27 protein-coding genes are annotated in these 26841 nt (G+C 57.9%); 14 read left to right on the forward strand and 13 right to left on the reverse strand.

What is annotated here, in order from left to right:
• Nucleotides 1-91: 91 nt before the first annotated feature.
• The 3 genes from WFN61_RS18055 to WFN61_RS18065 form a co-directional block, all read right to left on the reverse strand.
• Nucleotides 92-700: a glutathione S-transferase gene (locus WFN61_RS18055; protein ID WP_144818476.1), complete on the reverse strand. Its 609-nt coding sequence runs from the start codon at nt 698-700 to the stop codon at nt 92-94.
• Nucleotides 701-790: 90 nt separating this feature from the next.
• Complete coding sequence (locus WFN61_RS18060) at nt 791-1927, reverse strand: HlyD family secretion protein (protein WP_144818467.1); 1137 nt, start codon at nt 1925-1927, stop codon at nt 791-793.
• A 3-nt stretch (nt 1928-1930) separates the two neighbouring features.
• Nucleotides 1931-2260, reverse strand: a complete 330-nt coding sequence (locus tag WFN61_RS18065) for a DUF3302 domain-containing protein (RefSeq protein ID WP_144818465.1) — start codon at nt 2258-2260, stop codon at nt 1931-1933.
• Between the two features lie 433 nt (nt 2261-2693).
• Here WFN61_RS18065 and WFN61_RS18070 point away from each other — a divergent pair, with 433 nt between their 5' ends.
• The 8 genes from WFN61_RS18070 to trmL all read left to right on the forward strand — a co-directional run bounded on the left by WFN61_RS18070 (nt 2694) and on the right by trmL (nt 11269).
• Nucleotides 2694-4619: a PTS mannitol transporter subunit IICBA gene (locus tag WFN61_RS18070; RefSeq protein ID WP_257758789.1), complete on the forward strand. Its 1926-nt coding sequence runs from the start codon at nt 2694-2696 to the stop codon at nt 4617-4619.
• A gap of 95 nt (nt 4620-4714) precedes the next feature.
• Entirely contained in the window at nt 4715-5863 is a 1149-nt protein-coding gene (gene mtlD, locus WFN61_RS18075) for a mannitol-1-phosphate 5-dehydrogenase (protein ID WP_337039025.1), read from the forward strand.
• Nucleotides 5863-6453, forward strand: a complete 591-nt coding sequence (gene mtlR / locus WFN61_RS18080) for a mannitol operon repressor MtlR (RefSeq protein ID WP_144818533.1) — start codon at nt 5863-5865, stop codon at nt 6451-6453. Before mtlD ends, mtlR begins: the two co-directional genes overlap by 1 nt.
• A gap of 58 nt (nt 6454-6511) precedes the next feature.
• Nucleotides 6512-6874: a YibL family ribosome-associated protein gene (locus tag WFN61_RS18085; RefSeq protein ID WP_144818459.1), complete on the forward strand. Its 363-nt coding sequence runs from the start codon at nt 6512-6514 to the stop codon at nt 6872-6874.
• Nucleotides 6875-7141: 267 nt separating this feature from the next.
• Nucleotides 7142-8797, forward strand: coding sequence for an L-lactate permease (gene lldP, locus WFN61_RS18090; RefSeq protein WP_144818457.1), 1656 nt, complete (start codon nt 7142-7144; stop codon nt 8795-8797).
• On the forward strand, nt 8794-9567 hold the full coding sequence (gene lldR / locus WFN61_RS18095; protein WP_312177334.1) for a transcriptional regulator LldR: 774 nt from the start codon (nt 8794-8796) through the stop codon (nt 9565-9567). The genes lldP and lldR overlap by 4 nt, the downstream gene beginning before the upstream one ends.
• Nucleotides 9564-10748 (forward strand): FMN-dependent L-lactate dehydrogenase LldD, encoded by a 1185-nt coding sequence (lldD, locus tag WFN61_RS18100; protein ID WP_238082402.1) that lies wholly within the window; start codon nt 9564-9566, stop codon nt 10746-10748. The genes lldR and lldD overlap by 4 nt, the downstream gene beginning before the upstream one ends.
• A 47-nt stretch (nt 10749-10795) precedes the next feature.
• On the forward strand, nt 10796-11269 hold the full coding sequence (gene trmL, locus WFN61_RS18105) for a tRNA (uridine(34)/cytosine(34)/5-carboxymethylaminomethyluridine(34)-2'-O)-methyltransferase TrmL (protein ID WP_312275009.1): 474 nt from the start codon (nt 10796-10798) through the stop codon (nt 11267-11269).
• A 50-nt stretch (nt 11270-11319) separates the two neighbouring features.
• Here trmL and cysE read toward each other — a convergent pair whose 3' ends face one another.
• The 5 genes from cysE to WFN61_RS18130 all read right to left on the reverse strand — a co-directional run bounded on the left by cysE (nt 11320) and on the right by WFN61_RS18130 (nt 14425).
• Nucleotides 11320-12138, reverse strand: coding sequence for a serine O-acetyltransferase (gene cysE / locus WFN61_RS18110; RefSeq protein WP_042393296.1), 819 nt, complete (start codon nt 12136-12138; stop codon nt 11320-11322).
• A gap of 70 nt (nt 12139-12208) precedes the next feature.
• Nucleotides 12209-13228 (reverse strand): NAD(P)H-dependent glycerol-3-phosphate dehydrogenase, encoded by a 1020-nt coding sequence (gene gpsA / locus WFN61_RS18115; protein ID WP_337039028.1) that lies wholly within the window; start codon nt 13226-13228, stop codon nt 12209-12211.
• On the reverse strand, nt 13228-13695 hold the full coding sequence (gene secB / locus WFN61_RS18120) for a protein-export chaperone SecB (protein ID WP_042393300.1): 468 nt from the start codon (nt 13693-13695) through the stop codon (nt 13228-13230). The genes gpsA and secB overlap by 1 nt, the downstream gene beginning before the upstream one ends.
• A gap of 32 nt (nt 13696-13727) precedes the next feature.
• Nucleotides 13728-13979, reverse strand: a complete 252-nt coding sequence (gene grxC / locus WFN61_RS18125; protein ID WP_144818451.1) for a glutaredoxin 3 — start codon at nt 13977-13979, stop codon at nt 13728-13730.
• 14 nt (nt 13980-13993) lie between these two features.
• Nucleotides 13994-14425 carry a rhodanese-like domain-containing protein gene (locus WFN61_RS18130; protein WP_042393305.1) on the reverse strand — a complete coding sequence of 144 codons (432 nt, stop codon included), beginning with the start codon at nt 14423-14425 and terminating at the stop codon, nt 13994-13996.
• A gap of 249 nt (nt 14426-14674) precedes the next feature.
• Between WFN61_RS18130 and gpmM the strand changes: the two genes are divergently transcribed.
• From gpmM to WFN61_RS18145, 3 genes are read left to right on the forward strand one after another with little or no spacing between them, the layout of a single operon-like run.
• A complete protein-coding gene (gpmM, locus tag WFN61_RS18135; protein WP_337039029.1) occupies nt 14675-16222 on the forward strand; it encodes a 2,3-bisphosphoglycerate-independent phosphoglycerate mutase in 1548 nt (515 codons plus the stop codon).
• A 9-nt stretch (nt 16223-16231) separates the two neighbouring features.
• On the forward strand, nt 16232-17500 hold the full coding sequence (envC, locus tag WFN61_RS18140) for a murein hydrolase activator EnvC (RefSeq protein WP_337039030.1): 1269 nt from the start codon (nt 16232-16234) through the stop codon (nt 17498-17500).
• 36 nt (nt 17501-17536) lie between these two features.
• Entirely contained in the window at nt 17537-18445 is a 909-nt protein-coding gene (locus WFN61_RS18145; protein ID WP_144818531.1) for a divergent polysaccharide deacetylase family protein, read from the forward strand.
• Here WFN61_RS18145 and WFN61_RS18150 read toward each other — a convergent pair.
• The 3 genes from WFN61_RS18150 to kbl all read right to left on the reverse strand — a co-directional run bounded on the left by WFN61_RS18150 (nt 18442) and on the right by kbl (nt 21835).
• Complete coding sequence (locus WFN61_RS18150; protein ID WP_144818445.1) at nt 18442-19476, reverse strand: glycosyltransferase; 1035 nt, start codon at nt 19474-19476, stop codon at nt 18442-18444. The two genes, WFN61_RS18145 and WFN61_RS18150, sit on opposite strands and share 4 nt — an antisense overlap.
• Nucleotides 19477-19603: 127 nt before the next feature.
• Nucleotides 19604-20629, reverse strand: coding sequence for an L-threonine 3-dehydrogenase (tdh, locus tag WFN61_RS18155; protein WP_257758795.1), 1026 nt, complete (start codon nt 20627-20629; stop codon nt 19604-19606).
• Nucleotides 20630-20638: 9 nt separating this feature from the next.
• The gene (gene kbl / locus WFN61_RS18160) at nt 20639-21835 is read right to left on the reverse strand and encodes a glycine C-acetyltransferase (protein WP_337039031.1); all 1197 of its coding nucleotides are present in this window, start codon (nt 21833-21835) and stop codon (nt 20639-20641) included.
• 215 nt (nt 21836-22050) lie between these two features.
• Between kbl and rfaD the strand changes: the two genes are divergently transcribed.
• Genes rfaD through rfaC form a run of 3 tightly spaced genes read left to right on the forward strand, consistent with a single transcriptional unit; the run spans nt 22051 to nt 24995 of the window.
• Nucleotides 22051-22983: an ADP-glyceromanno-heptose 6-epimerase gene (rfaD, locus tag WFN61_RS18165; RefSeq protein WP_042393318.1), complete on the forward strand. Its 933-nt coding sequence runs from the start codon at nt 22051-22053 to the stop codon at nt 22981-22983.
• Nucleotides 22984-22991: 8 nt separating this feature from the next.
• The gene (rfaF, locus tag WFN61_RS18170) at nt 22992-24038 is read left to right on the forward strand and encodes an ADP-heptose--LPS heptosyltransferase RfaF (protein ID WP_312177352.1); all 1047 of its coding nucleotides are present in this window, start codon (nt 22992-22994) and stop codon (nt 24036-24038) included.
• Between the two features lie 3 nt (nt 24039-24041).
• Entirely contained in the window at nt 24042-24995 is a 954-nt protein-coding gene (rfaC, locus tag WFN61_RS18175) for a lipopolysaccharide heptosyltransferase RfaC (RefSeq protein WP_312777634.1), read from the forward strand.
• 7 nt (nt 24996-25002) lie between these two features.
• Here rfaC and WFN61_RS18180 read toward each other — a convergent pair whose 3' ends face one another.
• Both WFN61_RS18180 and WFN61_RS18185 read right to left on the reverse strand, forming a co-directional pair.
• Nucleotides 25003-25698, reverse strand: coding sequence for a lipopolysaccharide core heptose(II) kinase RfaY (locus WFN61_RS18180; RefSeq protein ID WP_312177355.1), 696 nt, complete (start codon nt 25696-25698; stop codon nt 25003-25005).
• A 30-nt stretch (nt 25699-25728) separates the two neighbouring features.
• Nucleotides 25729-26835, reverse strand: a complete 1107-nt coding sequence (locus tag WFN61_RS18185) for a glycosyltransferase family 9 protein (protein ID WP_337039033.1) — start codon at nt 26833-26835, stop codon at nt 25729-25731.
• Nucleotides 26836-26841: the final 6 nt, after the last annotated feature.

Consider the following 26841-nt stretch of genomic DNA (forward strand, 5'->3'; position numbering starts at 1 on the left):
GAGCCTGCGGTAGATTACCCCTCCCGCCGGAGAGGATTCGACGTGAAGGGGGATTGTACAGCGTACCGGCGCAGGCTGTCAGTATGATGGGCTAAGACTTTGGCGGTTCGGTGCGGGCAAAGCTTTCCCGCTGGAACAGATTCTCTACCAGCTTCACCAGCTGCGGCCTGTCCACGCACCAGCCGGGCGAGATGCGGCGGAAGTTGATATAGCCGATGGCGCAGGCCACGGCGATGGTAGCAACGTTAAGATCGTCCGGCTGAATATCGCCCTCGCTGACGTGCTTTTCCAGCATGTCCAGCGCCCGGCTAATTTTCTCCCGCTGGCGCAGCAGCTCGGTTTCTGACTGCTGGGCTGCCGGTCGGGCCTGCTCGCGCACCGAGACCAGCCCGGCGTCCATCACCCCATCGGCCAGGGCTTCTATCTGGCGCAGCTTCAACGCCGCCTTTGGATCCGGCGGCAGCATCGCGGGCGCGACGTCCAGCAGCTCCAGCCAGGCAGCTATGATAGGCGAGTCGTACCAGATGTCGCCCTCGTCGGTGACCAGCGCCGGGACTTTACCCAGCGGATTGTAGTGCGCAACGCCGTTTTCGCCGTTGTAGGGGAACTCATTCACAAATTCAAATGTGATCCCCTTCTCCAGCAGGATAACGGAGATTTTACGTACAAACGGACTGGTATAGCTGCCGATAAGTTTCATTGACTGATCCTGTCTACCCAGAAAAAAGTAATTATGGATCAGCGCTGAAAAAAAGGCAGGTGATGCCTGGCACATTCCTGCCTTTTGAGATTAATGGTCAAGGTAGAGATAGTGCATCCAGCTGGTCATCCGCAGCAGCACCTTGCGCATCACCGAGACGTGGTGGAAATGATCGGAGTAGACCGCGACCTGGGCATAGATGCCGTCCGGCAGGGCATCTACTTCGGCATTCGGCTCCAGCTCAATAGTGCCCAGCACGCCGTCGGTGCCGGGTACTACCGTCAGCGATTGCAGCACGCCCTGCGCCTGGTAGGAGCCGCCCGGCACTACCGGCAGAATAGAGGTCAGCTTGCCCTTAAACACCTGTCCCGGCAGGGCATTGAACACCACCTCTGCTTCGTCGCCAGGCTCAAGGCGCAGCAGAGAGTTCTGGCGGAACTGGGCCACAATCTGCCGCTTCTGCTGGGGGATAAAGACCATTACCGGACGCAGAGGCAGCGCGGCGGCGTAGGTTCCCGGCCGGATCAGCACCTGAGTCACGTAGCCGTCGCTGGGGGCGCGGATCACCGTCTGTTCAAGGTTATATTTCGCTTCCGTCAGCTGCGCCCGCAGGCTAACGATCTGTGACTGCTCGCCGTTGACCATGCTGTCCAGCTGACTCTGGATCTGCACCTGATCGGCCACGGAGGTTTTTACCATCGCATCCTGAGCGAGATAGTTCTGTCGGGCGTTGTCGATATCGCTTTCAGAAAACGGATTCACCCTTGCCCGGCTGCCGCGCACGTAGCGCTGATAATCTTTGTAGAGGCGGTCACGTTCGGCCGAGACGCGCAGGGTATTGGCCTGGGCACCCACCAGCTGCGCTTTGAGCACGTGGATATTGTGGGTGGCCGTCACCAGGTCGGCATTAAGCCTGTCGACCCGGGCCTGATAGCGCACTGGATCGAGCTTAAAAAGCACTTCGCCCTTTTTAATCAGCTGGTTTGATTTATCGGTTACCTCACTGACGAGGCCGGTGACCTGCGGCGTAATCGGAATTGAGATCACCGCTTTCTGCGCCGTGAAGGTATAGGGGTGGTTGTAGTTCATGAGCAGGATCAGGGCGCTGACAAGGAATATGCCTCCCAGCGCCGCTGTGGAGAGCGTCCACTGGTTAACCGGAATGCGGAATATTTTAAAGATGGCCCAGGCCAGGGCGACGTAGGTTAGGACGATCAGCAGATCCATACGCTACTCTCCCGCTCGGGTTTGCATTCGCTTCAGCTCTCTTTCAAGGGCCTCCACGCGCTGCTGCAGCGGTAGCTCGCTGCCGCCGTTAAGGTGAGACTGCATCCCCCACCCGCGTTCCGGGCGGTAGAGCGTGGCCCAGATCCAGAGAAACGGCCACAGCACGTGCAGGGTAAAAAGGCTCACCCAGCCTGCAATATGGATCGCATCGGCGTGGGGATGATTACGGGCTTTGGCAATTCGATAAGGAATGTCATGAATAATAATGATGCCGTAAAAGAGCACCAGGAAGACAAAGATGAGGATGCCGAGCGCAAAGTAATTCAGGAACATAATGTTGACCTCGAATCTACGCTGAGAAGATGTTGCTGACTTACAGTATTGCCGAGTCTGGCAATAAGAAGTTGCTGCCGCTCACGTTAAGAAAAGTCCAGGTGAAAATTTCTTGTGATCTAAATCACAAACAACAAACAAAGTAACGACATACAAATGTGATTAACATCACATTAACAGCCCTGTACCGTCTTTTTTTTACCCACCGTTCTTTTTTTACACCTACGATTTGTGATCGAAGTCACACATAAACAGGGCGTTATCCCTGTATTAGTGTGATCTGAATCACACTAAATCGCGCTATCTGGACAGTTTCTCGATTCGGTGCCAGATTCGCCACACAGAACATGGGTTCGGCTACCTCTGCCGCCTCGTTAACAAAAAAAGTTGGGCCTCCGCCCTGCGCGACAGCAAACATTAGAAGGGGTGTTTTATGTCATCCGATATCAAGATCAAGGTGCAAAGCTTTGGTCGTTTTCTCAGCAACATGGTAATGCCCAACATTGGCGCATTTATCGCCTGGGGTATTATCACCGCGTTGTTTATTCCAACAGGGTGGTTGCCTAACGAAACGCTGGCAAAACTTGTCGGCCCAATGATTACCTATTTGCTGCCGCTGCTGATCGGTTATACCGGTGGTCGCCTGGTGGGCGGCGATCGCGGCGGCGTGGTCGGTGCTATCACCACCATGGGCGTGATCGTCGGTGCCGATATGCCGATGTTCCTCGGCGCAATGATTGCCGGTCCGCTGGGTGGCTGGGCGATCAAACGCTTTGACGTCTGGGTTGATGGCAAGATCAAATCCGGCTTTGAAATGCTGGTGAACAACTTCTCTGCGGGCATCATCGGTATGATCCTCGCGATTCTGGCGTTCCTCGGCATTGGCCCGGCGGTAGAGGTGCTCTCTAAAGCCCTGGCCGCTGGCGTTAACTTCATGGTTGTCCATGACATGCTGCCGCTGGCCTCTGTGTTTGTTGAACCGGCGAAAATCCTGTTCCTCAATAACGCCATCAACCACGGTATCTTCTCACCGCTGGGTATTCAGCAGTCTCATGATATCGGCAAGTCCATCTTCTTCCTGATTGAAGCAAACCCGGGTCCGGGCATGGGCGTCCTGCTGGCATACATGTTCTTCGGTCGCGGCAGCGCGAAACAGTCTGCAGGCGGTGCGGCTATCATCCACTTCCTGGGCGGTATCCACGAAATTTACTTCCCGTATGTGCTGATGAACCCGCGCCTGCTGATCGCCGTTATCCTCGGCGGTATGACCGGCGTGTTTACCCTGAGCGTGCTGAACGGCGGCCTGGTCTCTCCGGCTTCTCCTGGCTCTATCCTGGCTGTACTGGCGATGACGCCGAAAGGTGCTTACTTCGCTAACATCGCCGCTATCGTCGCTGCGATGGCTGTTTCTTTCGTTATCTCCGCCATCCTGCTGAAAACCAGCAAGGTGAAAGAAGAGGACGATATCGAAGCGGCAACCCGCCGTATGCACGACATGAAAGCAGAATCCAAAGGCGCAACCGCTGCCGCTGCTGGAACGCCGCTGGCGGCGGGCGCGGTCTCTAACGACCTCAGCCACGTACGTAAAATCATCGTAGCCTGCGACGCCGGGATGGGTTCAAGCGCCATGGGTGCAGGCGTACTGCGTAAGAAAGTGCAGGATGCTGGCCTGACCAACATCTCCGTGACCAACAGCGCGATCAACAGCCTGCCGGCAGACGTGGACGTGGTTATTACCCACCGCGACCTGACCGAGCGTGCGATGCGCCAGGTTCCGCAGGCGCAGCACATTTCGCTGACTAACTTCCTCGACAGCGGCCTCTATAGCAACCTGACCGAGCGTCTGGTGGCGGCCCAGCGTCATACGGACAACGAGACGAAAGTGCGCACCAGCCTGCAGGACAGCATTGACGAGAGCAACAGCCACCTGTTCAAGCTGGGCGCGGAGAACATCTTCCTTGGCCGCACCGCGAGCCATAAAGAAGAGGCGATTCGCTTTGCCGGTGAGCAGCTGGTGAAAGGCGGCTATGTGCAGCCGGAGTATGTCGACGCCATGCTGGAGCGCGAAAAGCTGACCCCGACCTACCTGGGTGAGTCCATCGCGGTTCCGCACGGTACGGTTGAAGCGAAAGATCGCGTGCTGAAAACCGGCGTCGTGTTCTGCCAGTATCCGCAGGGCGTGCGCTTCGGCGAAGAAGAAGAGGACATTGCTCGTCTGGTCATCGGTATCGCCGCACGTAATAATGAGCACATTCAGGTGATTACCAGCCTGACCAATGCTCTGGACGATGAGTCTATTATCGAGCGCCTGGCGCATACCGATAGCGTTGAAGAAGTGCTGGCGCTGCTGAACAAGTAAGCCCTCCTCCCCTCTCCCTTTGCGGAGAGGGTTTGGGTGAGGTCAGAGCCTCACCCCAGCCCTCTCGGGTAAAAACATTAATGAAGGTTAATACTATGAAAGCATTACATTTTGGCGCAGGTAATATCGGACGTGGCTTCATCGGCAAACTGCTGGCGGACGCTGGAATTACGCTGACGTTCGCCGATGTGAATCAGACGGTGCTCGACGCCCTGAATGCCCGTCATAGCTATCAGGTTCATGTGGTGGGTGAAAACGAGCAGGTTGATACCGTCTCCGGCGTCAACGCGGTGAGCAGCATTGGCGATGAGGTGGTCGATCTGATTGCCGAAGTGGACCTGGTGACCACGGCGGTTGGCCCGGTTGTGCTGGAGCGCATTGCACCCGCGATTGCCAAAGGGCTGACGAAGCGTAAAGCGCAGGGCGTAGAGACCCCGCTGAACATTATCGCCTGTGAGAACATGGTGCGCGGTACGACACAGTTGAAAGGTCACGTTCTCATTGCGCTGGCAGATGAGGACAAAGCCTGGGTTGAAGCGCACGTTGGCTTCGTCGACTCAGCCGTAGACCGCATTGTTCCGCCGTCGGCCTCTGCTACCCACGATCCGCTGGAGGTGACCGTGGAGACCTTTAGCGAGTGGATCGTTGACAAGACCCAGTTCAAAGGCGCGCTGCCGAACATTCCGGGCATGGAACCAACAGATAATTTAATGGCGTTTGTCGAGCGTAAGCTCTTCACCCTGAACACCGGCCATGCTATAACCGCGTACCTTGGCCGCCAGGCGGGCCACCAGACCATTCGCGACGCCATTCTTGATGAGACGATCCGCGCGGTGGTGAAAGGGGCGATGGAGGAGAGCGGTGCAGTGCTGATCAAGCGTTACGGCTTTGATGAAGCGAAGCACGCTGCCTATATCGAGAAGATCCTCGGCCGCTTTGAGAACCCGTACCTGAAGGATGACGTTGAGCGCGTAGGCCGTCAGCCGCTGCGTAAGCTGAGCATTGGCGACCGTCTGATTAAGCCGCTGCTCGGCACCCTTGAGTATCGTCTGCCGCACGAGAACCTGGTCAAAGGGATCGCCGCTGCCATGCACTACCGCAGCGAGCAGGATCCGCAGGCCCTTGAGCTGGCGGCGCTGATTGACGAGAAAGGCCCGCAGGCTGCGCTGGCGCAGATCTCCGGTCTGGAGAGCGCAAGCGACGTTGTCGCCGAAGCGGTTAACGTTTATAACGCTCAGGCATGATGCCCTACCCGGCGCGGAGTGAGACTCCGCGCCCGAATATAAGATTGTCGGATATGCAGGCAATAATGGAAGAAACCCAGGCCTTTGAAAACCGTGTGCTTGAGCGTCTGAATGCTGGCAAAACCGTCCGAAGTTTCCTCATCGCCGCCGTTGAGCTACTCACGGAAGCGGTGAATATTCTGGTACTTCAGGTGTTCCGCAAAGACGATTATGCGGTGAAATACGCCGTGGAGCCGCTGCTGGAGGGCGATGGCCCGCTGGGCGATCTCTCCGTGCGCTTAAAGCTGATCTACGGCCTCGGCGTGATTAGTCGTCACGAATATGAGGACGCAGAGCTGCTGATGGCCCTGCGTGAAGAGCTGAACCACGACGGCAACGAGTACGGGTTTACCGATGACGAGATCCTCGGCCCCTTTGGCGAGCTGCACTGCGTCTCTGCCCTGCCCCCCGTGCCCCAGTTTGATACCAGCGACGCCGATCTCTACGCCATGCAGAGACAGCGTTACCAGCAGGTGGTGCGCTCAACCATGGTGCTCTCTCTGACCGGGCTGATCTCACGCATCAGCCTGAAAAAAGCCTTTCAGAAGTAACGTTGCGCACATTAGTGTATCCTTTGCAGTAATTCCCCTGTTTTTAGAGTCATCCGTTATGAAAGAAATCGAAAAGAACGAAATTAAACGCCTGAGCGATCGCCTTGATGCTATCCGCCACCAGCAGGCTGCCCTGTCGCTGGTTGAATCTGCCGAGAAGTACGCCGAGCTGGAAAAAGAGAAAGAGACGCTGGAAGCGGAGATTACTCGCCTGCGCGAAGTACACGGCCAGAAGCTGAGTAAAGAGGCGCAGAAGCTAATGGATCTGCCTTTCCGCCGGGCGATTACCAAAAAAGAGCAGGCCGATATGGGCAAGCTGAAGAAAAGCACGCGCGGGCTGGTAGTCGTGCACCCGATGACCGCCCTGGGCCGCGAGATGGGTCTGAAAGAGATGACCGGCTTCGCGAAGACCGCATTCTGATTTTTTGCCGGGCGGCGCTATGCTTGCTCGGCTTCATTCCCTCCTCCCTAAATTGGCCCTACCAATCCTTTGACCAACCGCCCTGCGCTTCACACTTCCACGATTTGCACTTACAAACTCATTGCCGAAACATAACATCTGGTTAACCATTTGTTGTCATAAACCCTACACAACCCAATTGGCTGGACCACTTTTACACTGACTGTGACGCAGAGATGAGCGCAGACTCACCGCCGATCGGCCAGCAAGGTCCCCAGGAGACCTGCAATGAGCCTGTGGCAACAAAACTACGATCCGGCTGGCAATATCTGGCTGTCGAGCCTAATCGCCTCCCTGCCGATCCTGTTCTTCTTCTTCGCGCTGATTAAGCTCAAGCTGAAGGGCTACCTTGCCGCGACATACACCGTCGCCATCGCCCTGCTGGTAGCGCTCTTTTTCTACAAGATGCCGGTGGACCGCGCCATGGCGTCGGTGGTGTACGGCTTCTTCTACGGCCTGTGGCCAATTGCGTGGATCATTATTGCCGCGGTGTTTGTCTACAAAATCTCGGTCAAGACCGGGCAGTTCGATATTATTCGCTCATCCATTCTCTCTATTACCCCAGACCAGCGCCTGCAGATGCTGATCGTTGGCTTCTCCTTCGGCGCGTTTCTTGAAGGGGCGGCAGGGTTTGGCGCGCCGGTGGCAATCACCGCCGCGCTGCTGGTGGGGCTGGGTTTTAATCCGCTGTATGCCGCCGGGCTGTGCCTGATCGTCAATACCGCGCCGGTGGCCTTCGGCGCGATGGGCATTCCCATTCTGGTGGCCGGGCAGGTAACCGGCCTGGACAGCTTTGAGATCGGCCAGATGGTGGGGCGTCAGCTGCCGTTTTTAACCATTATCGTGCTGTTCTGGATCATGGCGATTATGGACGGCTGGCGCGGCATTAAAGAGACCTGGCCGGCAGTGATGGTGGCGGGCGGCTCATTCGCCATCGCCCAGTACCTGAGCTCTAACTTTATTGGTCCCGAGCTGCCGGACATCATCTCCTCGCTGGTGTCGCTGGTCTGTCTGACGCTGTTCCTGAAACGCTGGCAGCCGGTGCGCATCTTCCGCTTCGGCGATATGGGTGCCTCTCAGGTTGATGAGACCCTGGCCCGCACCCGCTACAGCGCAGGCCAGATTATCAAGGCGTGGTCGCCGTTCCTGTTCCTTACCGCCACGGTAACGCTGTGGAGCGTGCCGCCGTTCAAAGCACTGTTTGCACCGGGCGGGGCGCTGTACGACATGGTGATCAACATTTCGGTCCCGTACCTGGATAAGCTGGTCGCCCGCATGCCGCCGGTGGTTAACGCGGCAACGCCCTATGCGGCGGTCTATAAGTTTGACTGGTTCTCGGCCACCGGTACGGCGATCCTGTTTGCCGCCCTGCTCTCGATTGTCTGGCTGCGGATGAAGCCAGCGGCGGCGGTGCAGACCTTCGCCCTCACGCTGAAGGAGCTGGCCCTGCCTATCTACTCTATCGGTATGGTGCTGGCATTCGCCTTTATCTCTAACTACTCCGGTCTCTCCTCGACGCTGGCGCTGGCGCTGGCCCATACCGGACACGCCTTTACCTTCTTCTCGCCGTTCCTTGGCTGGCTGGGGGTATTTCTTACCGGCTCCGATACCTCGTCAAACGCCCTGTTTGCCGCCCTGCAGGCAACGGCCGCGCAGCAGATTGGCGTCTCGGACGTGCTGCTGGTTGCGGCCAACACCACCGGCGGCGTGACCGGGAAAATGATCTCCCCGCAGTCCATTGCCATTGCCTGTGCGGCGGTGGGGCTGGTGGGTAAAGAGTCGGATCTGTTCCGCTTTACCGTGAAACACAGCCTGATTTTCACCTGCATGGTGGGGATTATTACCACCCTTCAGGCCTACGTCTTAACCTGGATGATCCCGTGATCGTGATGCCTAAACGCCTCTCCGCTGAGATCGCCTCTCGCGTGCGGGCGCTAATAAAAGACCAGCAGCTGGAGGCGGGCATGAAGCTGCCCGCCGAGCGTCAGCTAGCCGCGCAGCTCGGCGTGTCACGCAACTCGCTGCGCGAAGCGCTGGCTACGCTGGTCAACGAAGGGGTGCTGCTGAGCCGTCGCGGTGGCGGCACCTTTGTTCGCTGGCAGCATGACGACTGGTCTGAGCAAAATATTGTCCAGCCGCTGAAAACCCTGCTGGAGCACGACCCCGACTACAGCTTCGATATCCTTGAGGCCCGCCACGCCATCGAGGCCAGCACTGCCTGGCACGCGGCGATGCGCGCCACCGATGCCGATAAAGAGAAACTCCGTGTTTGCTACGAAGCGACCCAGAGCAAAGATCCGGACATCGCCTCGCAGGCCGACGTGCGTTTTCATCTGGCCATCGCCGAAGCATCACATAACGTGGTGCTGCTACAGACTATGCGCGGCTTCTTCGATCTGCTGCAGTCGTCGGTTAAGCAGAGCCGCCAGCGCATGTATCAGGTTCCGCCGGTGTTCGCCCAGCTTACTGAACAGCACCAGGCGGTGCTCGACGCTATCCTGGCCGGCGACGCCGAAGCCGCACGAAAAGCGATGATGGCGCATCTGGGCTTTGTCCACACCACCATTAAACAATTCGATGAAGATCAGGCTCGTCAGGCACGCATCACCCGCCTGCCGGGCGATCCCGACCCTACCAGGGAGAACACCGCATGATTATTTCTGCAGCCAGTGATTACCGCGCAGCGGCTCAGCGCATCCTGCCCCCTTTCCTGTTCCACTACATCGACGGCGGTGCGTACGCGGAATATACCCTACGCCGCAACGTTGAGGATCTTGCCCAGGTTGCCCTGCGCCAGCGCGTATTGAAAAACATGGCCGATCTGAGCCTGGAGACCACGCTGTTTAATGAAAAGCTCTCTATGCCGGTGGCGCTCGCGCCGGTAGGACTGTGCGGCATGTATGCCCGCCGGGGTGAGGTGCAGGCCGCCGCCGCTGCCGATGCGAAGGGTATTCCATTTACCCTCTCCACCGTCTCGGTCTGCCCGATCGAAGAGGTAGCCCCTACCCTGAAGCGCCCGATGTGGTTCCAGCTTTACGTTCTGCGCGATCGCGGCTTTATGCGCAATGCGCTGGAGCGGGCAAAAGCGGCGGGCTGCTCGACGCTGGTGTTTACCGTAGATATGCCGACGCCAGGCGCACGCTACCGGGATGCCCACTCTGGCATGAGCGGGGCCAACGCCGCTATGCGCCGCTACTGGCAGTCAGTGACCCATCCCCGCTGGGCCTGGGATGTGGGCCTGCACGGTCGTCCGCACGATCTCGGCAACATCTCTACCTATCTCGGCAAGCCGACCGGGCTTGAAGATTACATTGGCTGGCTGGCAAACAACTTCGATCCCTCTATCTCGTGGAAAGACCTGGAGTGGATCCGCGAATTCTGGGACGGCCCGATGGTGATCAAGGGGATCCTTGATGCCGAAGATGCCCGTGACGCGGTGCGCTTTGGTGCGGACGGCATTGTGGTGTCGAACCACGGCGGCCGCCAGCTGGATGGGGTGCTCTCCTCCGCCCGGGCGCTGCCGGCGATTGCCGATGCGGTGAAGGGCGACATCGCTATTTTGGCCGACAGTGGGATCCGTAACGGCCTCGACGTGGTGCGGATGATTGCCCTCGGGGCGGACAGCGTGCTGCTGGGCCGGGCCTACCTCTATGCGCTGGCAACCCACGGCCAGGCGGGCGTCGCCAACCTGCTGAACCTGATCGAGAAAGAGATGCGCGTGGCGATGACCCTGACCGGGGCGAAATCCATTAAGGAGATCACCCGCGACCTGCTGGTGCAGAACGTTGAGCACGAGTCGGTATTTGAACCGGTGAAGACCGGCGACGCGGCGTAATTTGCGCGTAAGTCTGCTATGCTGCCCCGCGTTATTGAGGGGGCACCATGCTGAACATCGTCTTATTTGAACCGGAGATCCCGCCGAATACCGGGAATATCATTCGTCTTTGCGCCAATACCGGCTTCCGTCTGCATATTATCGAACCGATGGGCTTTACCTGGGACGATAAGCGCCTGCGCCGGGCGGGGCTGGATTACCATGAGTTCACCGCCGTGCAGCGTCACGCTGACTACGCGGCGTTTATGGCAGCGGAAAATCCGCAGCGTCTGTTTGCGCTCACCACCAAGGGCACGCCTGCGCACAGCGCGGTGAGCTATCAGGAGGGCGACTATCTGATGTTTGGTCCCGAGACGCGCGGCCTGCCCGCGACGATCCTCGATGTGCTGCCGCCAGAGCAGAAGATCCGCATCCCGATGATGCCGGACAGCCGCAGCATGAACCTGTCTAACGCAGTGTCGGTGGTGGTGTATGAGGCGTGGCGTCAGCTGGGATACGCAGGAGCGGTGCTACGGAGTTGAGGTTTCGCCGGGTGGCGCTACGCTTACCCGGCCTACATCATGCGTGCGGATTATATTCCGTCGCCGTACTCGAACCCATGATGGGCAGCGAAGTGCTGATCCATATCCATTGCGGGCTTGTCCGACTCAGGCTTACCGACAATGCGTGCCGGAACCCCTGCGGCAGTGGTATGAGGCGGTACAGGCTGCAATACCACTGAACCTGCGCCAATCTTCGCGCCGCGTCCGACTTCGATATTGCCGAGAATTTTTGCCCCTGCGCCAATCATCACCCCTTCACGGATTTTCGGATGGCGATCGCCGCTGGTTTTGCCGGTCCCGCCGAGGGTGACGGATTGCAGAATCGAGACATCGTTTTCAATCACCGCCGTTTCACCCACCACAATGCCGGTGGCATGGTCGAGCATGATGCCGCGGCCAATCCGCGCCGCCGGGTGAATATCGACCTGGAACGACACCGAGACCTGGTTTTGCAGGAAGATAGCCAGCGCGCGGCGGCCCTCTGCCCATAGCCAGTGCCCGATGCGGTAGGCCTGCAACGCATGGAAACCTTTCAGGTAGAGCAGCGGCGTAGAGTATTTATCTACCGCCGGGTCACGGGTGCGCACCGCCTGAATATCGCAGGCGGCAGAGGCGATCATCTCTGGATCGGCGGCGTAGGCCTCTTCGACCACTTCGCGGATAGCGATGGCGGGCATGATGGGCGATGCCAGCTTGTTGGCCAGCATATAGCTCAGCGCGCTGCCGAGATTTTCATGCTTGAGTAACGTCGCGTGATAGAAACTGGCCAGCATGGGCTCACAGTCCGCCAGCGCCCGGGCTTCGGCTTTAATATTATTCCAGACCAGATCCAGCTCTTCACACGGCATTGCATACTCCAGACGTAATAAAAGAGACCGGCCAATCTACGTTGGCCGTGTCCATTTAGATGATTTGACTTTACTGACTGCTACGCTCGTCCTTGCGCGTGCGCCCTAACAGGGTCAATGCTGCCTCGCGCGCATTTTTACCGCAATACAATACTTGAAATATCTCCTCGGTAATCGGCATTTCGACACCAAAGCGGTGTGCCAACTCGCGGACCTCTTTCGTATTGCGGTAGCCTTCTACCACCTGACCGATCTGCGTCTGGGCCTGCTGCACGTCCATACCCTGGCCGAGCATCATGCCGAAACGACGGTTGCGGGATTGGTTATCGGTACAGGTCAGCACCAGATCGCCTAACCCTGCCATCCCCATAAAGGTTTCGGGAGAAGCACCCAGCGCAGCGCCGAGGCGTGACATCTCTGCCAGCCCACGGGTAATGAGCGCGGTACGGGCGTTGGCCCCAAAGCCGATGCCGTCCGACATCCCTGCCCCAATGGCGATGACGTTTTTCACCGCCCCGCCCAGCTGGACGCCGATAAAGTCCGGGTTGCTGTAGACGCGGAAGCTTTTGCCGCAGTGCAGCAGCTGCTGGAGATCTTCAGCAAAGGCGCTATCCGTCGAGGCCAGCGCAATGGCCGTCGGCAGACCCGCTGCCAGCTCTTTGGCGAAGGTTGGCCCGGAGATCACCGCCAGCGGAATGGTGTCGCCCACCGCCTCACGCGCCACGTCCTGCAGCAGGCGTCCGGTCTCGGCTTCCAGACCTTTGGTCGCCCAGACGATACGCGCATCGTCACGCATCAGCGGCTTGATCTGCCGCAGCACGTCGCCAAACACGTGGCTTGGTACTACCACCAGAATATTGCGGCTGGCCTGTACTGCGGTCGCTAGATCGCTCTCAAGGTGCAGCGTGTCGGGAAAAGGCACATCGGGAAGGAATGCGGCATTGCAGCGATCGTGCTGCAGGGTCGCGATATGTTTTGGATCGTGCCCCCAGAGAATAACCTGGTGGCCATTTCTTGCCAGCGTAATGGCAAGAGCGGTGCCGTAAGAGCCGGCACCGATCACAGTCATATGAGCATTAGGTGTACTCATCAGGCATCCTGATGTTCTTCAGTACCTTCACCAGCCTGCTGCTGCAAATAGTTCATGAACAGCGCATCAAAGTTGACCGGCGCAAGGTTCAGCTGCGGGAAGGTACCGCGAGAAACCAGGCTAGTGATGCATTCGCGGGCGTACGGGAACAGAATGTTCGGGCAGTACGCGCCCAGGCAGTGCGCCATCTGGTTGCCTTCGATACCACCAACGGAGAAGATACCGGCCTGCTGCACTTCGCACAGGAACGCGGTCTCTTCGCCCAGGCTTGCGGTAACGGTCACACGCAAGACCACTTCGTATACGTCATCAGCCAGCTGGCTGGATGCGGTATCCAGATCCAGTTTAACTTCTGGCTGCCAGTCTTTCTGGAATACATGAGGCGCATTCGGCGCTTCAAAAGAGACATCCTTGGTGTAGATACGCTGGATCTGGAAAGACATTTCGGTGTTATTTTGTTCTGACATGAGAAAAACCCTTAGTAATATACTCAAACGCCTTAGCGCAACAGGGGATCGAGTCCACCACGCGCATCCAGCGCATACAAGTCGTCACAGCCGCCAATGTGCTGTGCATCAATAAAAATCTGCGGCACGGTCGTACGGCCACTACGTTGAATCATCTCTTCGCGCTTCACGGCATTGCCGTCAATCGGCAGCTCCGCGTAGGTCACGCCTTTGCTGTCCAGCAACGCCTTTGCACGGTGGCAGAACGGGCAGGTTGCTTTGGTATAGATTTCAATGTTGGCCATAACGCTTCTCCAGATTATTTACCGCGAACCAGCGGTAGGTTTTCGCCGCTCCAGCCTGCCACGCCATCCTTCAGCACATAGACCTGTGTGAAGCCCGCGTTGACCAGCGCGCTGGCAGGCTCCTGCGCCTGCATGCCAGAACCATCTACAACAATAATGGGTTTGCTTTTGTGTTTATCAAGCTCACCTACATTATTGGCTTTAATTTCGGCTGGCAGCAAATTCACCGCGCCGGCGATATGCCCTTTGCGGAAATCATCACGCTGACGCAGATCGACAACTACGGCCTCTTCTTTGTTAATCAGACGCGTCGCTTCACCACGGGTGATCACTTTTACTTTGGAGGTAAGGCCCTTGAAGGTGGTGAACAGCACCGCCCCCAGTAATACAACCCACGCGATACAGAGGATGGGGTGACGGCTAACAAATTGCATAATTTCTTGCATGGGGGGTAACAGCTCCCGACTCAGTGAATAAAAAAACCAGGAAAGGAGTATACCTGTGCAGTGTGGCAAATACAGCCAGCGAGCAATAAGGAATGCATTTTCTGCGTACCGTCACGGAAAAAAGCGCGAAAAGCGGCCCAAACCACGCCTTTCACCACCCTTTTCTTTGATCTTCTGCGGCTATTTAATCGATTCAGTCGTAGTAAAATCAGGCAAATTTTTTGTCTTATGAGCTTGAGGGTTGTCGCAATGTCGGTTACTAAAAAACCTATGGTACTGGTGATTCTGGATGGCTACGGCTACCGCGAAGATCAGCAGGATAACGCTATTTTTAATGCCAAAACGCCGGTCATGGATGCACTGTGGGCGAAACGTCCGCACACGCTGGTTGACGCTTCCGGCCTCGAAGTGGGCCTGCCGGACCGCCAGATGGGTAACTCTGAAGTGGGTCACGTCAACCTGGGCGCAGGCCGCATTGTTTATCAGGATCTCACCCGTCTGGACGTAGAGATCAAAGAGCGTACCTTCTTCAGCAACCCGGCGCTGGCGGGCGCGGTAGATAACGCCGTCGCACAAGGTAAAGCCGTGCACATTATGGGCCTGCTCTCGGCAGGTGGCGTGCACAGTCATGAAGATCACATTCTGGCGATGGTAGAGCTGGCTGCGGCACGCGGTGCGGAGAAGCTCTACCTGCATGCGTTTCTCGACGGACGCGATACCCCGCCGCGTAGCGCAGAATCCTCGCTGAAACGTTTTGAAGAGAAGTTTGCCGAGCTGGGCAAAGGCCGCGTCGCGACGATTATTGGCCGCTACTATGCCATGGACCGCGACAACCGCTGGGATCGCGTTGAGCAGGCCTATGACCTGATGACCCAGGCGAAGGGTGAATACCAGGCCGACACCGCCGTGGCGGGTCTTCAGGCCGCCTACGCGCGCGACGAGAACGACGAATTCGTGAAGGCGACGGTGATCCGTGCCGCAGGCCAGGCCGACTCGGCCATGCAGGATGGCGACGCGCTGATTTTCATGAACTTCCGTGCCGACCGCGCCCGTGAGATCACCCGCGCCTTCGTCAGCGCCGATTTTGACGGCTTCGCGCGGAAAAAAACCATCAAGCTGGGTGAGTTCGTGATGCTGACGCAATACGCTGCTGACATCACCGCGTCCTGTGCCTACCCGCCAGCCTCGCTGGCCAATACCTTTGGCGAATGGATGGCGAAGAACGACAAAACTCAGCTGCGCATTTCCGAAACGGAAAAGTACGCGCACGTCACCTTCTTCTTCAACGGCGGCGTGGAAGAGCCGTTCAGCGGTGAAGATCGCATCCTGATCAACTCTCCGAAAGTGGCGACCTACGATCTGCAGCCAGAGATGAGCTCTGCAGAATTAACTGAAAAATTGGTCGCTGCTATCAAGAGCGGCAAGTACGACACCATCATCTGCAACTATCCGAACGGCGATATGGTCGGCCATACCGGCGTGTTTGAGGCTGCCGTTGCCGCCGTCGAAACGCTGGACAACTGCATCGCCGAGGTCGCCGACGCGGTAGAGTCCGCAGGCGGCCAGCTGTTGATTACCGCGGATCACGGCAATGCCGAGCAGATGCGCGACCCGGCCACCGGTCAGGCCCATACCGCCCACACTAACCTGCCGGTTCCGCTGATCTACGTCGGGGGTAAATCGGTTAAAGCAGTCAGCGGCGGTAAACTTTCCGACATCGCGCCGACCATGCTGAGCCTGATGGGCATGGAAATCCCGCAAGAGATGACTGGCAGGCCGCTGTTTATCGTGGAATAATCGCTCCCCATGAGGGGAAAGGCGATTTTTTCAATTACATGGGCCGACACTGTCCGGCCATTGTTCTGTGCCAGCGCGCTCAGCGCTGGCGTTTTGCTGTGCGTTTTTCCTGCCCACGCGGACGATCGCGACCAGCTAAAATCGATTCAGGCCGATATCGCCAGCAAAGAGCGAGCGGTACGGCAGCAGCAGCAGCAGCGCGCTACGCTTCTGGCGCAGCTTAAAGTCCAGGAGGAGGCGATCTCCGCCGCCGCCCGCAAGCTGCGTGAAACCCAAAGCACCCTCAACGAACTCAACAAGCAGATCGACGCCATGAATGCGTCAATTGCAAAGCTTGAGCAGCAGAAAGCCAGCCAGGAGCGTAACCTGGCGGCCCAGCTCGACGCCGCCTTTCGCCAGGGCGAGCATTCCGGCGTGCAGTATATCTTTAACAGCGAAGAGACCGCCCGCGGCGAGCGCATGCAGGCCTACTATGGCTACCTGAACCAGGCTCGCCAGGAGACTATCGCCCAGCTCAAGCAGACCCGCGAAGAGGTGGCTGCCCAGCGTGCCGAGCTGGAAGAGAAGCAGAGCCAGCAGCAGACGCTGCTCTATGAACAGCAGGCCCAGCAGGCGAAGCTGGAGCAGGCGCGCAACGAGCGTAAAAAGACCCTTACCAGTCTGGAAAGCTCCATTCAGGCGGGCCAGCAGCAGCTGAGCGAGCTGCGAGCTAACGAATCCCGTCTGCGTAACAGCCTTGCCCGGGCCGAAGCCGCAGCAAAAGCGCGGGCAGAGCGCGAGGCGCGCGAGGCCGACGCAGTACGCGATCGCCAGCAGGAAGCGTCACGCAAAGGCACCACCTATAAACCCACCGAGAGCGAACGCTCACTAATGTCGCGTACCGGCGGCTTAGGCTCGCCGCGTGGTCAGGCCTACTGGCCGGTTCGCGGCTCGCTGCTCCATCGCTATGGCGAACAGCTGCAGGGTGAGCTACGGTGGAAAGGGATTGTGATCGGTGCGTCCGAAGGGAGCGAAGTGAAAGCTATCGCTGATGGACGGGTGATCCTCGCCGACTGGCTACAGGGCTACGGCCTGGTGGTGGTGGTTGAGCACGGGAAAGGCGATATGAGCCTTTACGGCTATAATCAGAGCGCTCTGGTCAGCGTTGGAACCCAGGTTCGCGCCGGTCAACCCATTGCCCTCGTGGGCAGCAGTGGCGGTCAGGGCCGTCCGTCACTCTATTTTGAAATTCGTCGTCAGGGTCAGGCGGTTAATCCACAACCGTGGTTGGGAAGATAAGTTTTGCTTCAGCTTCGTCGTCTGTTTTTCTCGATTATGACGCTTCTGCCGTTCATTGTTCCGGCGCACGCCGGCAAGCTCTCCATTGTTATTGATGATTTCGGCTATCGCCCGCATACGGAAAACCAGGTGCTGGCGATGCCCGCTGAAGTTTCCGTGGCCGTGCTGCCCAACGCGCCTCATGCCCATGAGATGGCCACTAAAGCGCACAATAGCGGCCATGAGGTGCTGATCCACCTGCCGATGGCCCCGCTGAGCAAGCAGCCGCTGGAAAAAGATACCCTGCGCCCGGAGATGAGCAGCGACGAGATCGAGCGCATCATTCGCGACGCCTATGGCAAAGTGCCCTACGCCGTCGGCCTGAATAACCACATGGGCAGCGCCATGACCTCAAGCCTGTTTGGCATGCAGAAGGTGATGCAGGCCCTGGAGCGCTATAACCTCTACTTCCTCGACAGCATGACCATCGGCAACAGCCAGGCGATGCGCGCCGCCGCCGGGACGGGCGTAAAGGTAATCAAGCGTCGGGTATTTCTTGATGATACGCAGAATGAAGGCGATATCCGCCGCCAGTTTAACCGGGCGGTAGACCTGGCCCGCCGCAACGGCTCGGCGATCGCCATTGGCCACCCTCACCCTTCGACCGTGCGTGTGTTGCAGCAGATGATCTACAGCCTGCCGGGGGATATCACCCTGGTGCGTCCGAGCAGCCTGCTTAACGAACCGCAGACGGATACCTCAAGACCGAACCTGACGCCGCCTGCTGGCAGCACTCAACCCAATGCGCCGCGCAATCCGTTCCACGGCGTGAAGCTGTGTAAACCGAAGCAGCCTCTGCAGCCGGTTCACGCCAGCCGCTTCTTTACCGTGCTGGGCGAAAGCATTAGCCAGAGTTCGGTCACGGCATGGTTCCAGCAGCAGTGGCAGGGCTGGGGAAAAAGCTAACCCAGGTTCAGCACCCTGCGGGCAATACGGTGGTGCGACAGCGATTTATCGCGCCACCTGTAGAGCCGCAGCGACCAGAGCAGCGCCTGGTAGGCCATCTTGACGCTGCGCACGTTGGTCAGCATTCGGCGGTACATCCCTGACGTGAATACCTCGGCAATCATGCGTTGCTGGGTCAGGGTATCTGGCTCTTTACGCAGGGCGTGAAACACGCGCAGCGCCTCATAGGTAATCTGCTGGCGGAACTCCGGATAGATAGGGATACGTCCCGCATAGTCGCTGTTGAGTTTCTCCAGCAGGCGCGTGATCTTGATGTAGTGCCGCTGATAGGCGAGGTTCTTATCCCCCTGCCGCTTCATATGGCTAACGGAGTTATCGTGCTGATAATACCTGTACAGCGACTCTTCGGTGTACCTGACGCGCCGGGTATTAAACATAAACTCGGTGCTCCAGATAATATCCTGATGATGCAGGCCCGGTACAAAGCGGATCCGGTGCTGTTTGATCAGATCATGGCGATAGACCCCCATCCACAGCACGTGCGTCCAGCGGCGTGACCTCAGCCCCATCCGCAGCCAGTCCGGCCCGGTGAGTACGCCCGTGGAACGCAGGCGGCTGGTGGGAATGGATTGCCATACCTTGCCGGTAGCCCGCGAGCTCCAGTCGGCGTTGCACTGGGCGACATCCAGGTCGTCCGCCATCGCCATTGCCATCAGCTTTTCATACATGGTGGGATAGACTTCGTCATCGGCGTCGACAAAGGCAATATAATCCCCGGTTGCCACGTCCAGCGCGCGGTTGCGGGCGACGGAGACGCCGGAATTTGCCTGATGCAGCAGGCGAATGTGAGGGTACGCTTCGGCGTAAAACTTAGCGATCTCCACGGAGTTATCCGTCGAGCCATCGTTAACAATGATGATCTCCAGATCGGTCCATGTCTGGGCGATCAGCGACTCCATGCAGGCTTTAAAATCGTTCCCGGCATTGTACAGCGGGATAATGACGCTCAGCTTTTTTGTAGGGGTTGTCATGGGATAATCATTCCATCTTTAGAATATCCCTCCCTTTTACCAGCCGAATATTAAGATAAGGTTAAAAGCTGTACAAATAAAAAGACCAGGCTTTTGGGGCCTGGTCTGAGTTAACGCTGGCGGAAGATTAATTCCAGCTCAGGATCACCTTTCCGGACTGGCCGGAGCGCATGGCGTCAAAGCCCTGCTGGAACTCATTGATGCCGAAACGGTGGGTAATGATCGGCGTGAGGTCCAGGCCAGACTGGATCAGCGCTGCCATCTTGTACCAGGTTTCAAACATCTCGCGGCCATAGATACCCTTGATAAACAGGCCTTTAAAGATAACCTTGTTCCAGTCGATAGACATCTCTGACGGCGGAATGCCCAGCAGCGCAATGCGGCCGCCGTGGTTCATGGTATCGAGCATGGTGCGGAACGCCGGCGGTGCGCCGGACATCTCAAGCCCTACGTCAAACCCTTCGGTCATGCCCAGCTCGGCCATGACATCATCCAGGCTCTCGGTTGCCACATTAACCGCTCGGGTAACGCCCATTTTGCGCGCCAGATCCAAACGGTACTCGTTGACATCGGTGATCACCACGTGGCGTGCGCCAACGTGCTTCGCCACCGCCGCCGCCATGATACCGATAGGACCCGCACCGGAGACCAGCACGTCCTCACCCACCAGATCGAAGGAGAGCGCGGTATGCACGGCGTTGCCGAACGGGTCGAAAATCGCAGCCAGCTCGTCAGAGATGTTGTCTGGAATTTTAAAGGCGTTGAAGGCCGGAATAACCAGATACTCGGCAAAAGAGCCGGGGCGGTTCACGCCGACGCCAACGGTGTTACGGCAGAGATGGGTCCGGCCGCCGCGGCAGTTACGGCAGTGCCCGCAGGTAATGTGGCCTTCGCCAGAAACGCGGTCGCCGATCTTAAAGCCTTTGACCTCCTGGCCAATCCCGACCACTTCCCCAACGTACTCATGGCCGACGACCATCGGTACCGGAATGGTTTTTTGTGACCACTCGTCCCAGTTATAGATGTGCACGTCCGTGCCGCAGATCGCACTTTTGCGGATCTTGATCAGCAGATCGTTATGGCCCACCTCTGGCTCTGGCACGTCGGTCATCCAGATCCCTTCCTGCGGTTTCAGCTTGGATAACGCTTTCATCTTTCGTCCTCAGGCAATCACGCCAAGTTGTTTACCAATGCGGGTGAAGGCCTCCACCGCACGTTCAATCTGTTCAGGGGAGTGGGCCGCCGACATCTGGGTGCGAATGCGCGCCTGGCCTTTCGGCACCACCGGGAAGAAGAAGCCGGTCACGTAGATCCCCTCTTTCTGCAGCTCGCGGGCAAAGTTCTGCGCCACGACCGCATCGCCCAGCATTACTGGAATAATGGCGTGATCGGCCCCGGCCAGGGTAAAGCCCGCCGCGGTCATCTTCTCGCGGAACAGGCTGGCATTTGACCACAGGCGGTCACGCAGCGCCGCGCCGGACTCCACCATCTCCAGGACTTTGATGGAGGCGGCAACAATCGCCGGTGCCAGCGAGTTAGAGAACAGGTACGGACGCGAGCGCTGACGCAGCCACTCCACGACCTCTTTACGGGCTGCGGTATAGCCGCCGGATGCACCGCCAAGCGCCTTGCCCAGCGTGCCGGTGATAATGTCCACCCGGCCCATTACGTCACAATACTCGTGTGAACCCCGGCCGTTTTCGCCAACAAACCCCACCGCGTGAGAGTCGTCGACCATCACCAGCGCCTCATATTTGTCTGCCAGGTCGCAGACGCCCTTCAGGTTGGCAATCACGCCGTCCATAGAGAAGACGCCGTCGGTGGCAATCAGTACCTGACGCGCGCCCGCGTCACGCGCCTCCTGCAGACGTGCCTCCAGCTCCTGCATATCGTTATTGGCGTAGCGATAGCGTTTGGCTTTGCAGAGGCGTACCCCGTCGATGATAGACGCGTGGTTCAGGGCATCAGAGATAATCGCGTCTTCCGCCCCCAGCAGCGTTTCAAACAGGCCGCCGTTGGCGTCGAAGCAGGAGGAGTAAAGAATGGCGTCTTCCATGCCGAGGAAGCCGGCCAGCTTCTGCTCAAGGACCTTATGGCTGTCCTGGGTACCGCAGATGAAACGCACGGAGGCCATGCCGAAGCCGTGGCTGTCCATTCCGGCCTTCGCCGCGTTGATGAGATCCGGATGGTTCGCCAGACCGAGGTAGTTGTTGGCGCAGAAGTTGATCACCTGGCTGCCGTCAGCAACGGTGATATCGGCCTGCTGGGCCGAGGTGATAATGCGTTCTTCTTTAAACAACCCTTCCGCTCGGGCGGTTTCAAGGTCGCTGTTCAACCGTTGGTAAAAATCCCCACGCATTGCAATTCTCCAGACTGGGCAAATTTCAGCACATCTTACCGAAAGCATTACGCTGATACGAGATGATGCCGCACCGGTTATCGTTTTTGCAGCACAAATCACGTACGGCCCGCTGGGATCGCGGCGAAGGGCTGAAGGGTCGGCAATGTGATGGTATGATAAAGGTATTCATGCCTGAGATTGTCTCAGTGCATCCACATTTAAAGGTTACAGTTATGATTATCGTTACCGGCGGCGCAGGCTTTATCGGCAGCAACATTGTCAAAGCGCTCAATGACAAAGGCATCACTGACATTCTGGTGGTCGATAACCTGAAAGACGGCACCAAGTTCGTTAACCTGGCCGATCTGAACATCGCCGACTATATGGATAAAGAGGATTTCCTCATCCAGATTATGGCGGGGGAAGAGTTCGGCGACATCGAAGCCATCTTCCACGAAGGCGCATGCTCCTCCACCACCGAGTGGGACGGCAAGTACATGATGGATAACAACTATCAGTACTCCAAAGAGCTGCTGCACTACTGCCTGGAGCGCGATATTCCGTTCCTGTACGCCTCCTCTGCAGCCACCTACGGCGGACGCACCAGCGACTTTATTGAGTCCCGCGAGTATGAGCAGCCGCTGAACGTCTATGGCTACTCCAAGTTCCTGTTTGATGAGTACGTGCGCCAGATCCTGCCAGAAGCAAACTCGCCGATCGTCGGCTTCCGCTACTTCAACGTCTACGGTCCGCGTGAAGGCCATAAAGGCAGCATGGCCAGCGTCGCTTTCCACCTCAACACCCAGCTGAACAACGGCGAAACGCCGAAGCTGTTTGAAGGCAGCGACGGCTTCAAGCGCGACTTCGTCTACGTGGGCGACGTGGCGGCGGTAAACCTGTGGTTCTGGGAAAACCGCGTCTCTGGTATCTACAACCTCGGCACCGGCCGCGCAGAGTCCTTCCAGGCCGTGGCCGACGCCGCGCTGGCATTCCACAAAAAGGGCGAGATCGAATACATCCCGTTCCCGGAGAAGCTGAAAGGCCGCTACCAGGCGTTTACCCAGGCGGACCTGACCAATCTGCGTGCAGCAGGTTACGACAAGCCGTTTAAAACCGTTGCCGAAGGCGTAGCGGAGTATATGGCCTGGCTGAACCGCGACGCGTAAGAACCTGCATGAAAATACTGGTGATCGGCCCGTCATGGGTGGGCGACATGATGATGTCGCAAAGTCTCTATCGCACGCTCAAGGCGCGTTATCCCCAGGCGACAATCGACGTGATGGCCCCTGCATGGTGTCGTCCGCTGCTGTCGCGGATGCCGGAAGTGAATGAAGCGATCCCTATGCCGCTTGGGCATGGGGCGCTGGAGCTTGGCGCACGTCGCCGTCTTGGCGTGAGCCTGCGCGAGCGCCGCTACGATCGCGCTTACGTGCTGCCTAACTCTTATAAATCTGCCTTAGTGCCTTTCTTTGCCAACATCCCCGTGCGCACCGGCTGGCGCGGCGAGATGCGCTACGGCGTGCTTAACGATGCCCGCGTACTGGATAAGCAGGCCTGGCCGCTGATGGTCGAGCGCTACGTGGCGCTGGCCTACGATAAAGGCGTGATGGACTCAGCAAAAGATCTGCCTCAGCCGCTGCTCTGGCCGCAGCTGCAGGTGGACGAGAGCGAGCAGCGCCGCACCTGTAACACCTTCGGCATCTTGAGCGATCGCCCCCTCATCGGCTTCTGCCCCGGCGCGGAGTTTGGCCCGGCGAAGCGCTGGCCGCACTACCACTACGCCGAGCTGGCGAAGCAGCTGATCGACGAAGGCTACCAGGTGGTGCTGTTTGGCTCCGCGAAAGATCACGAAGCCGGGAACGAGATCCTGACCATGCTGAGCCTTGAGCAGCAGGCATGGTGCCGTAACCTGGCCGGTGAGACCCAGCTTGAGCAGGCGGTGATTTTATTGGCGGCCTGCCGGGCCGTAGTCACCAACGACTCCGGCCTGATGCACGTTGCCGCCGCGCTTAACCGCCCGCTGGTAGCGCTGTACGGTCCCAGCAGCCCGGACTTTACCCCGCCGCTGTCGCATAAGGCGCGGGTGATCCGTCTTATCACCGGCTACCACAAGGTACGTAAAGGCGATGCCGCAGAGGGCTACCATCAGAGCCTGATCGATATTCAGCCTGAGCAGGTGCTGGAGACGCTCAACGGCCTCCTGCTGGATGAAGAAGGCTAACGGATGCGGGTACTGATCGTTAAAACCTCGTCGATGGGTGACGTCTTGCATACCCTGCCCGCTCTGACAGATGCCATGCAGGCGATTGCCGGGATCCGCTTTGACTGGGTCGTGGAGGAGGGGTTTGCTCAGATCCCCTCCTGGCATGAGGCGGTGGATCGCGTCATCCCGGTGGCCCTGCGCCGCTGGCGTAAAGCCTGGTTCTCCGATCCGGTGAAAGCAGAGCGCCAGGCGTTTCGTGAAACCCTGCGGGCAGTGCGCTATGACGCAGTGATCGATGCCCAGGGGCTGGTGAAAAGTGCGGCTTTGGTCACCCGGCTGGCGCATGGCCTGAAGCACGGCATGGACTGGCAAAGCGCTCGTGAGCCGCTGGCCAGCTTGTTCTATAACCGCCGCCATCACATTGCCCGGCAGCAGCACGCCGTGGAGCGCACCCGGGAGCTGTTTGCGAAAAGCCTGGGCTACAGCAAGCCGCAGACCCAGGGCGACTACGCCATTGCCCGGCATTTCGTCGAAGATAGCGCTGCGGGTGAGCCTTACGCCGTGTTTCTGCACGCTACCACGCGGGATGATAAGCACTGGCCGGAAGCCCGCTGGCGGGATCTGCTGGCGCTGATGGCGGCGTCGGGGTTAAAGATTAAGCTTCCGTGGGGGGCACCGCATGAAGAGGCGCGTGCCAGACGGCTGGCGGAGGGGTTTGATTACGTAGAAGTCCTGCCGCGCCTGAGCCTGGAGAAGGTGGCTCGCGAACTGGCGGGTGCCCGGATGGTGGTGTCGGTGGATACCGGACTGAGCCATATGGCCGCCGCTCTCGACCGACCCAACTTTACGCTCTACGGCCCGACCGATCCGGGGCTGATTGGCGGCTACGGCAAAAATCAGCTGGCGGTGCGATCGCCCCATGGCGATCTGCAGCAGCTGACGGCGGAAACGGTGTTTAAAACTATAACGCCCTGACAGGGCGTTATTTTTTATGCTTGAGCGCGCGGATTTTCCGCCGCAGGGCCTCTTTAGCACGGATGATTTTATACACCCCGCTGCTGCTTTCAATCTCCACGCCGAATTTCCTGCGCAGCGTCAGCAGATCGTTTGCCTGGCACACCTTCACGCTTGCCTTACAGGAGATATCGATAATACGCAGAGTGCCGTCAGGCGTCAGGATAAAATTGCCGAAGTGGATATCGTTTGAGGCCAGCCCGTGACGGTGCAGCTCGAGAATGCATTCGATGATTTGCGGAATGAACTGCTCGGGATTATCTACCTCGGTGAGGGGCGTGCCTTCAATGTACTCATAGAAGGCGTACACATCCTGCGTGGTGCGAAAACGGTTCTTTTCGGCAACGAAGTAAAGCTCCTGGAAAACGTGGCAGCCTTCGTTAACGGCGCGATCCATCAGTTTAATAAGGCGTGACTGGAACGGGCCAAATATAAAGTTGGCGATCTTCTTCTCAAGCCGCTTATCCCGCTCGCGATCCTCTTTCAGAATGTATTTACGCTTCTCAGAGGCGATAATCGCCACTGACCTGGCGGCACTGCCGCTGGCCAGTTTGTGTACCGGAATTTGGTTATTTTTATACTGCGTAAGCAGGGCGGTGAAATCATCATCGTTGATACGCTGATAGATCTCAAAACCCTGTTTACGGCTAAACGCCACGCTCATTATTGTTTTCCTTATACCGGCGGGCAGAAGCTAGAGAAACGTTTTCACCCGCGCATACACTTCGTTAAGGCTGATTTTATCCAATGCGGAGGCGTAATGTTGTTCATCAAATGTGGTAAAGGCTTTATAGATAACCGAATGTAGCTCTGGATCCTGGTAGGGGCCATAGAGCATAGGCGAGGTCACCACGAACATGCTGACGGTCGGGACCTGCATCGCTACGGCCAGGTGCAGAGGACCGGTATCGGACGTCACCAGCAGGCTCATCTTCTTGATCTCCTGCAGCAGGCCGGGAATAGTGGTTTTGCCAATCAGGGGCAGAACGCGATCGTGATAGCGGGCATCGAGCTGCTGCAGGAACTTATCCTGCAGCGCGACTTCGTTTGGTGCGCCAATCAGCACGATCTTTACCGCGTCGTTGTCGTTAATCATCTGGGTCGCGAGGCGGGCAAAATTCTCTGTCGACCAGCATTTACGCAGGCTCGACGCCCCCATCTGGAAGCCAACGTACTTCACCGCCGGATCGCGGGTCGTTTCATCTACCACCACCTCTGCGGGCAGGCGCATGGCCCGGGAAGGCTCATGGCTAAGGAAGGGAGCAATCAGCTCCAGCTTGCGCTGAATAGTATGACCGACAAAATTCTTCAGGCGGCTGGTGGCCCATTTGCTGACCAGGGGAATAGCCTGCTTATCGTTATCGATAAAGACATATTTTGCCCCGGCGCGGAGGGCGCTGAGAAAATCATACGGCGTATGGGAGTGCAGAATAATTGCCGCATCCGGGCGGCCCTGCTGTTTGATGTTGTCTACCAGCGCGGAGACCGTGGTCAGCTTGTTATCCCAGGCAATGAGGCTATCCCAATCTTTACCCGCCGAAAGAAACTGCACCATTTTTTTATGGCAGATAAGGGTAATATGCGCATCAGGGTACTCCCGGCGAATGGCGTGGATCGCCGGGGAGTTCATCATGAAATCACCCAGCGCCGTCGAGGAGTAGATAACAATATTTTTGATATTGCGCTTATCTTCCTGGGCGAATTCCGCCTGGGTAGAGGCCAGGCCGTTCTTTCCCGTATACAGCCGCAAAAACAGGTTAACCAGAATTAGCTGTATCTTCTTTCTCAGTGCTCGAATCATTCAGTG

The sequence above is a fragment of the Pseudescherichia sp. AS216 genome (genome assembly GCF_037152055.1).
In the GTDB taxonomy this organism is placed as follows: Bacteria; Pseudomonadota; Gammaproteobacteria; order Enterobacterales; family Enterobacteriaceae; genus Pseudescherichia.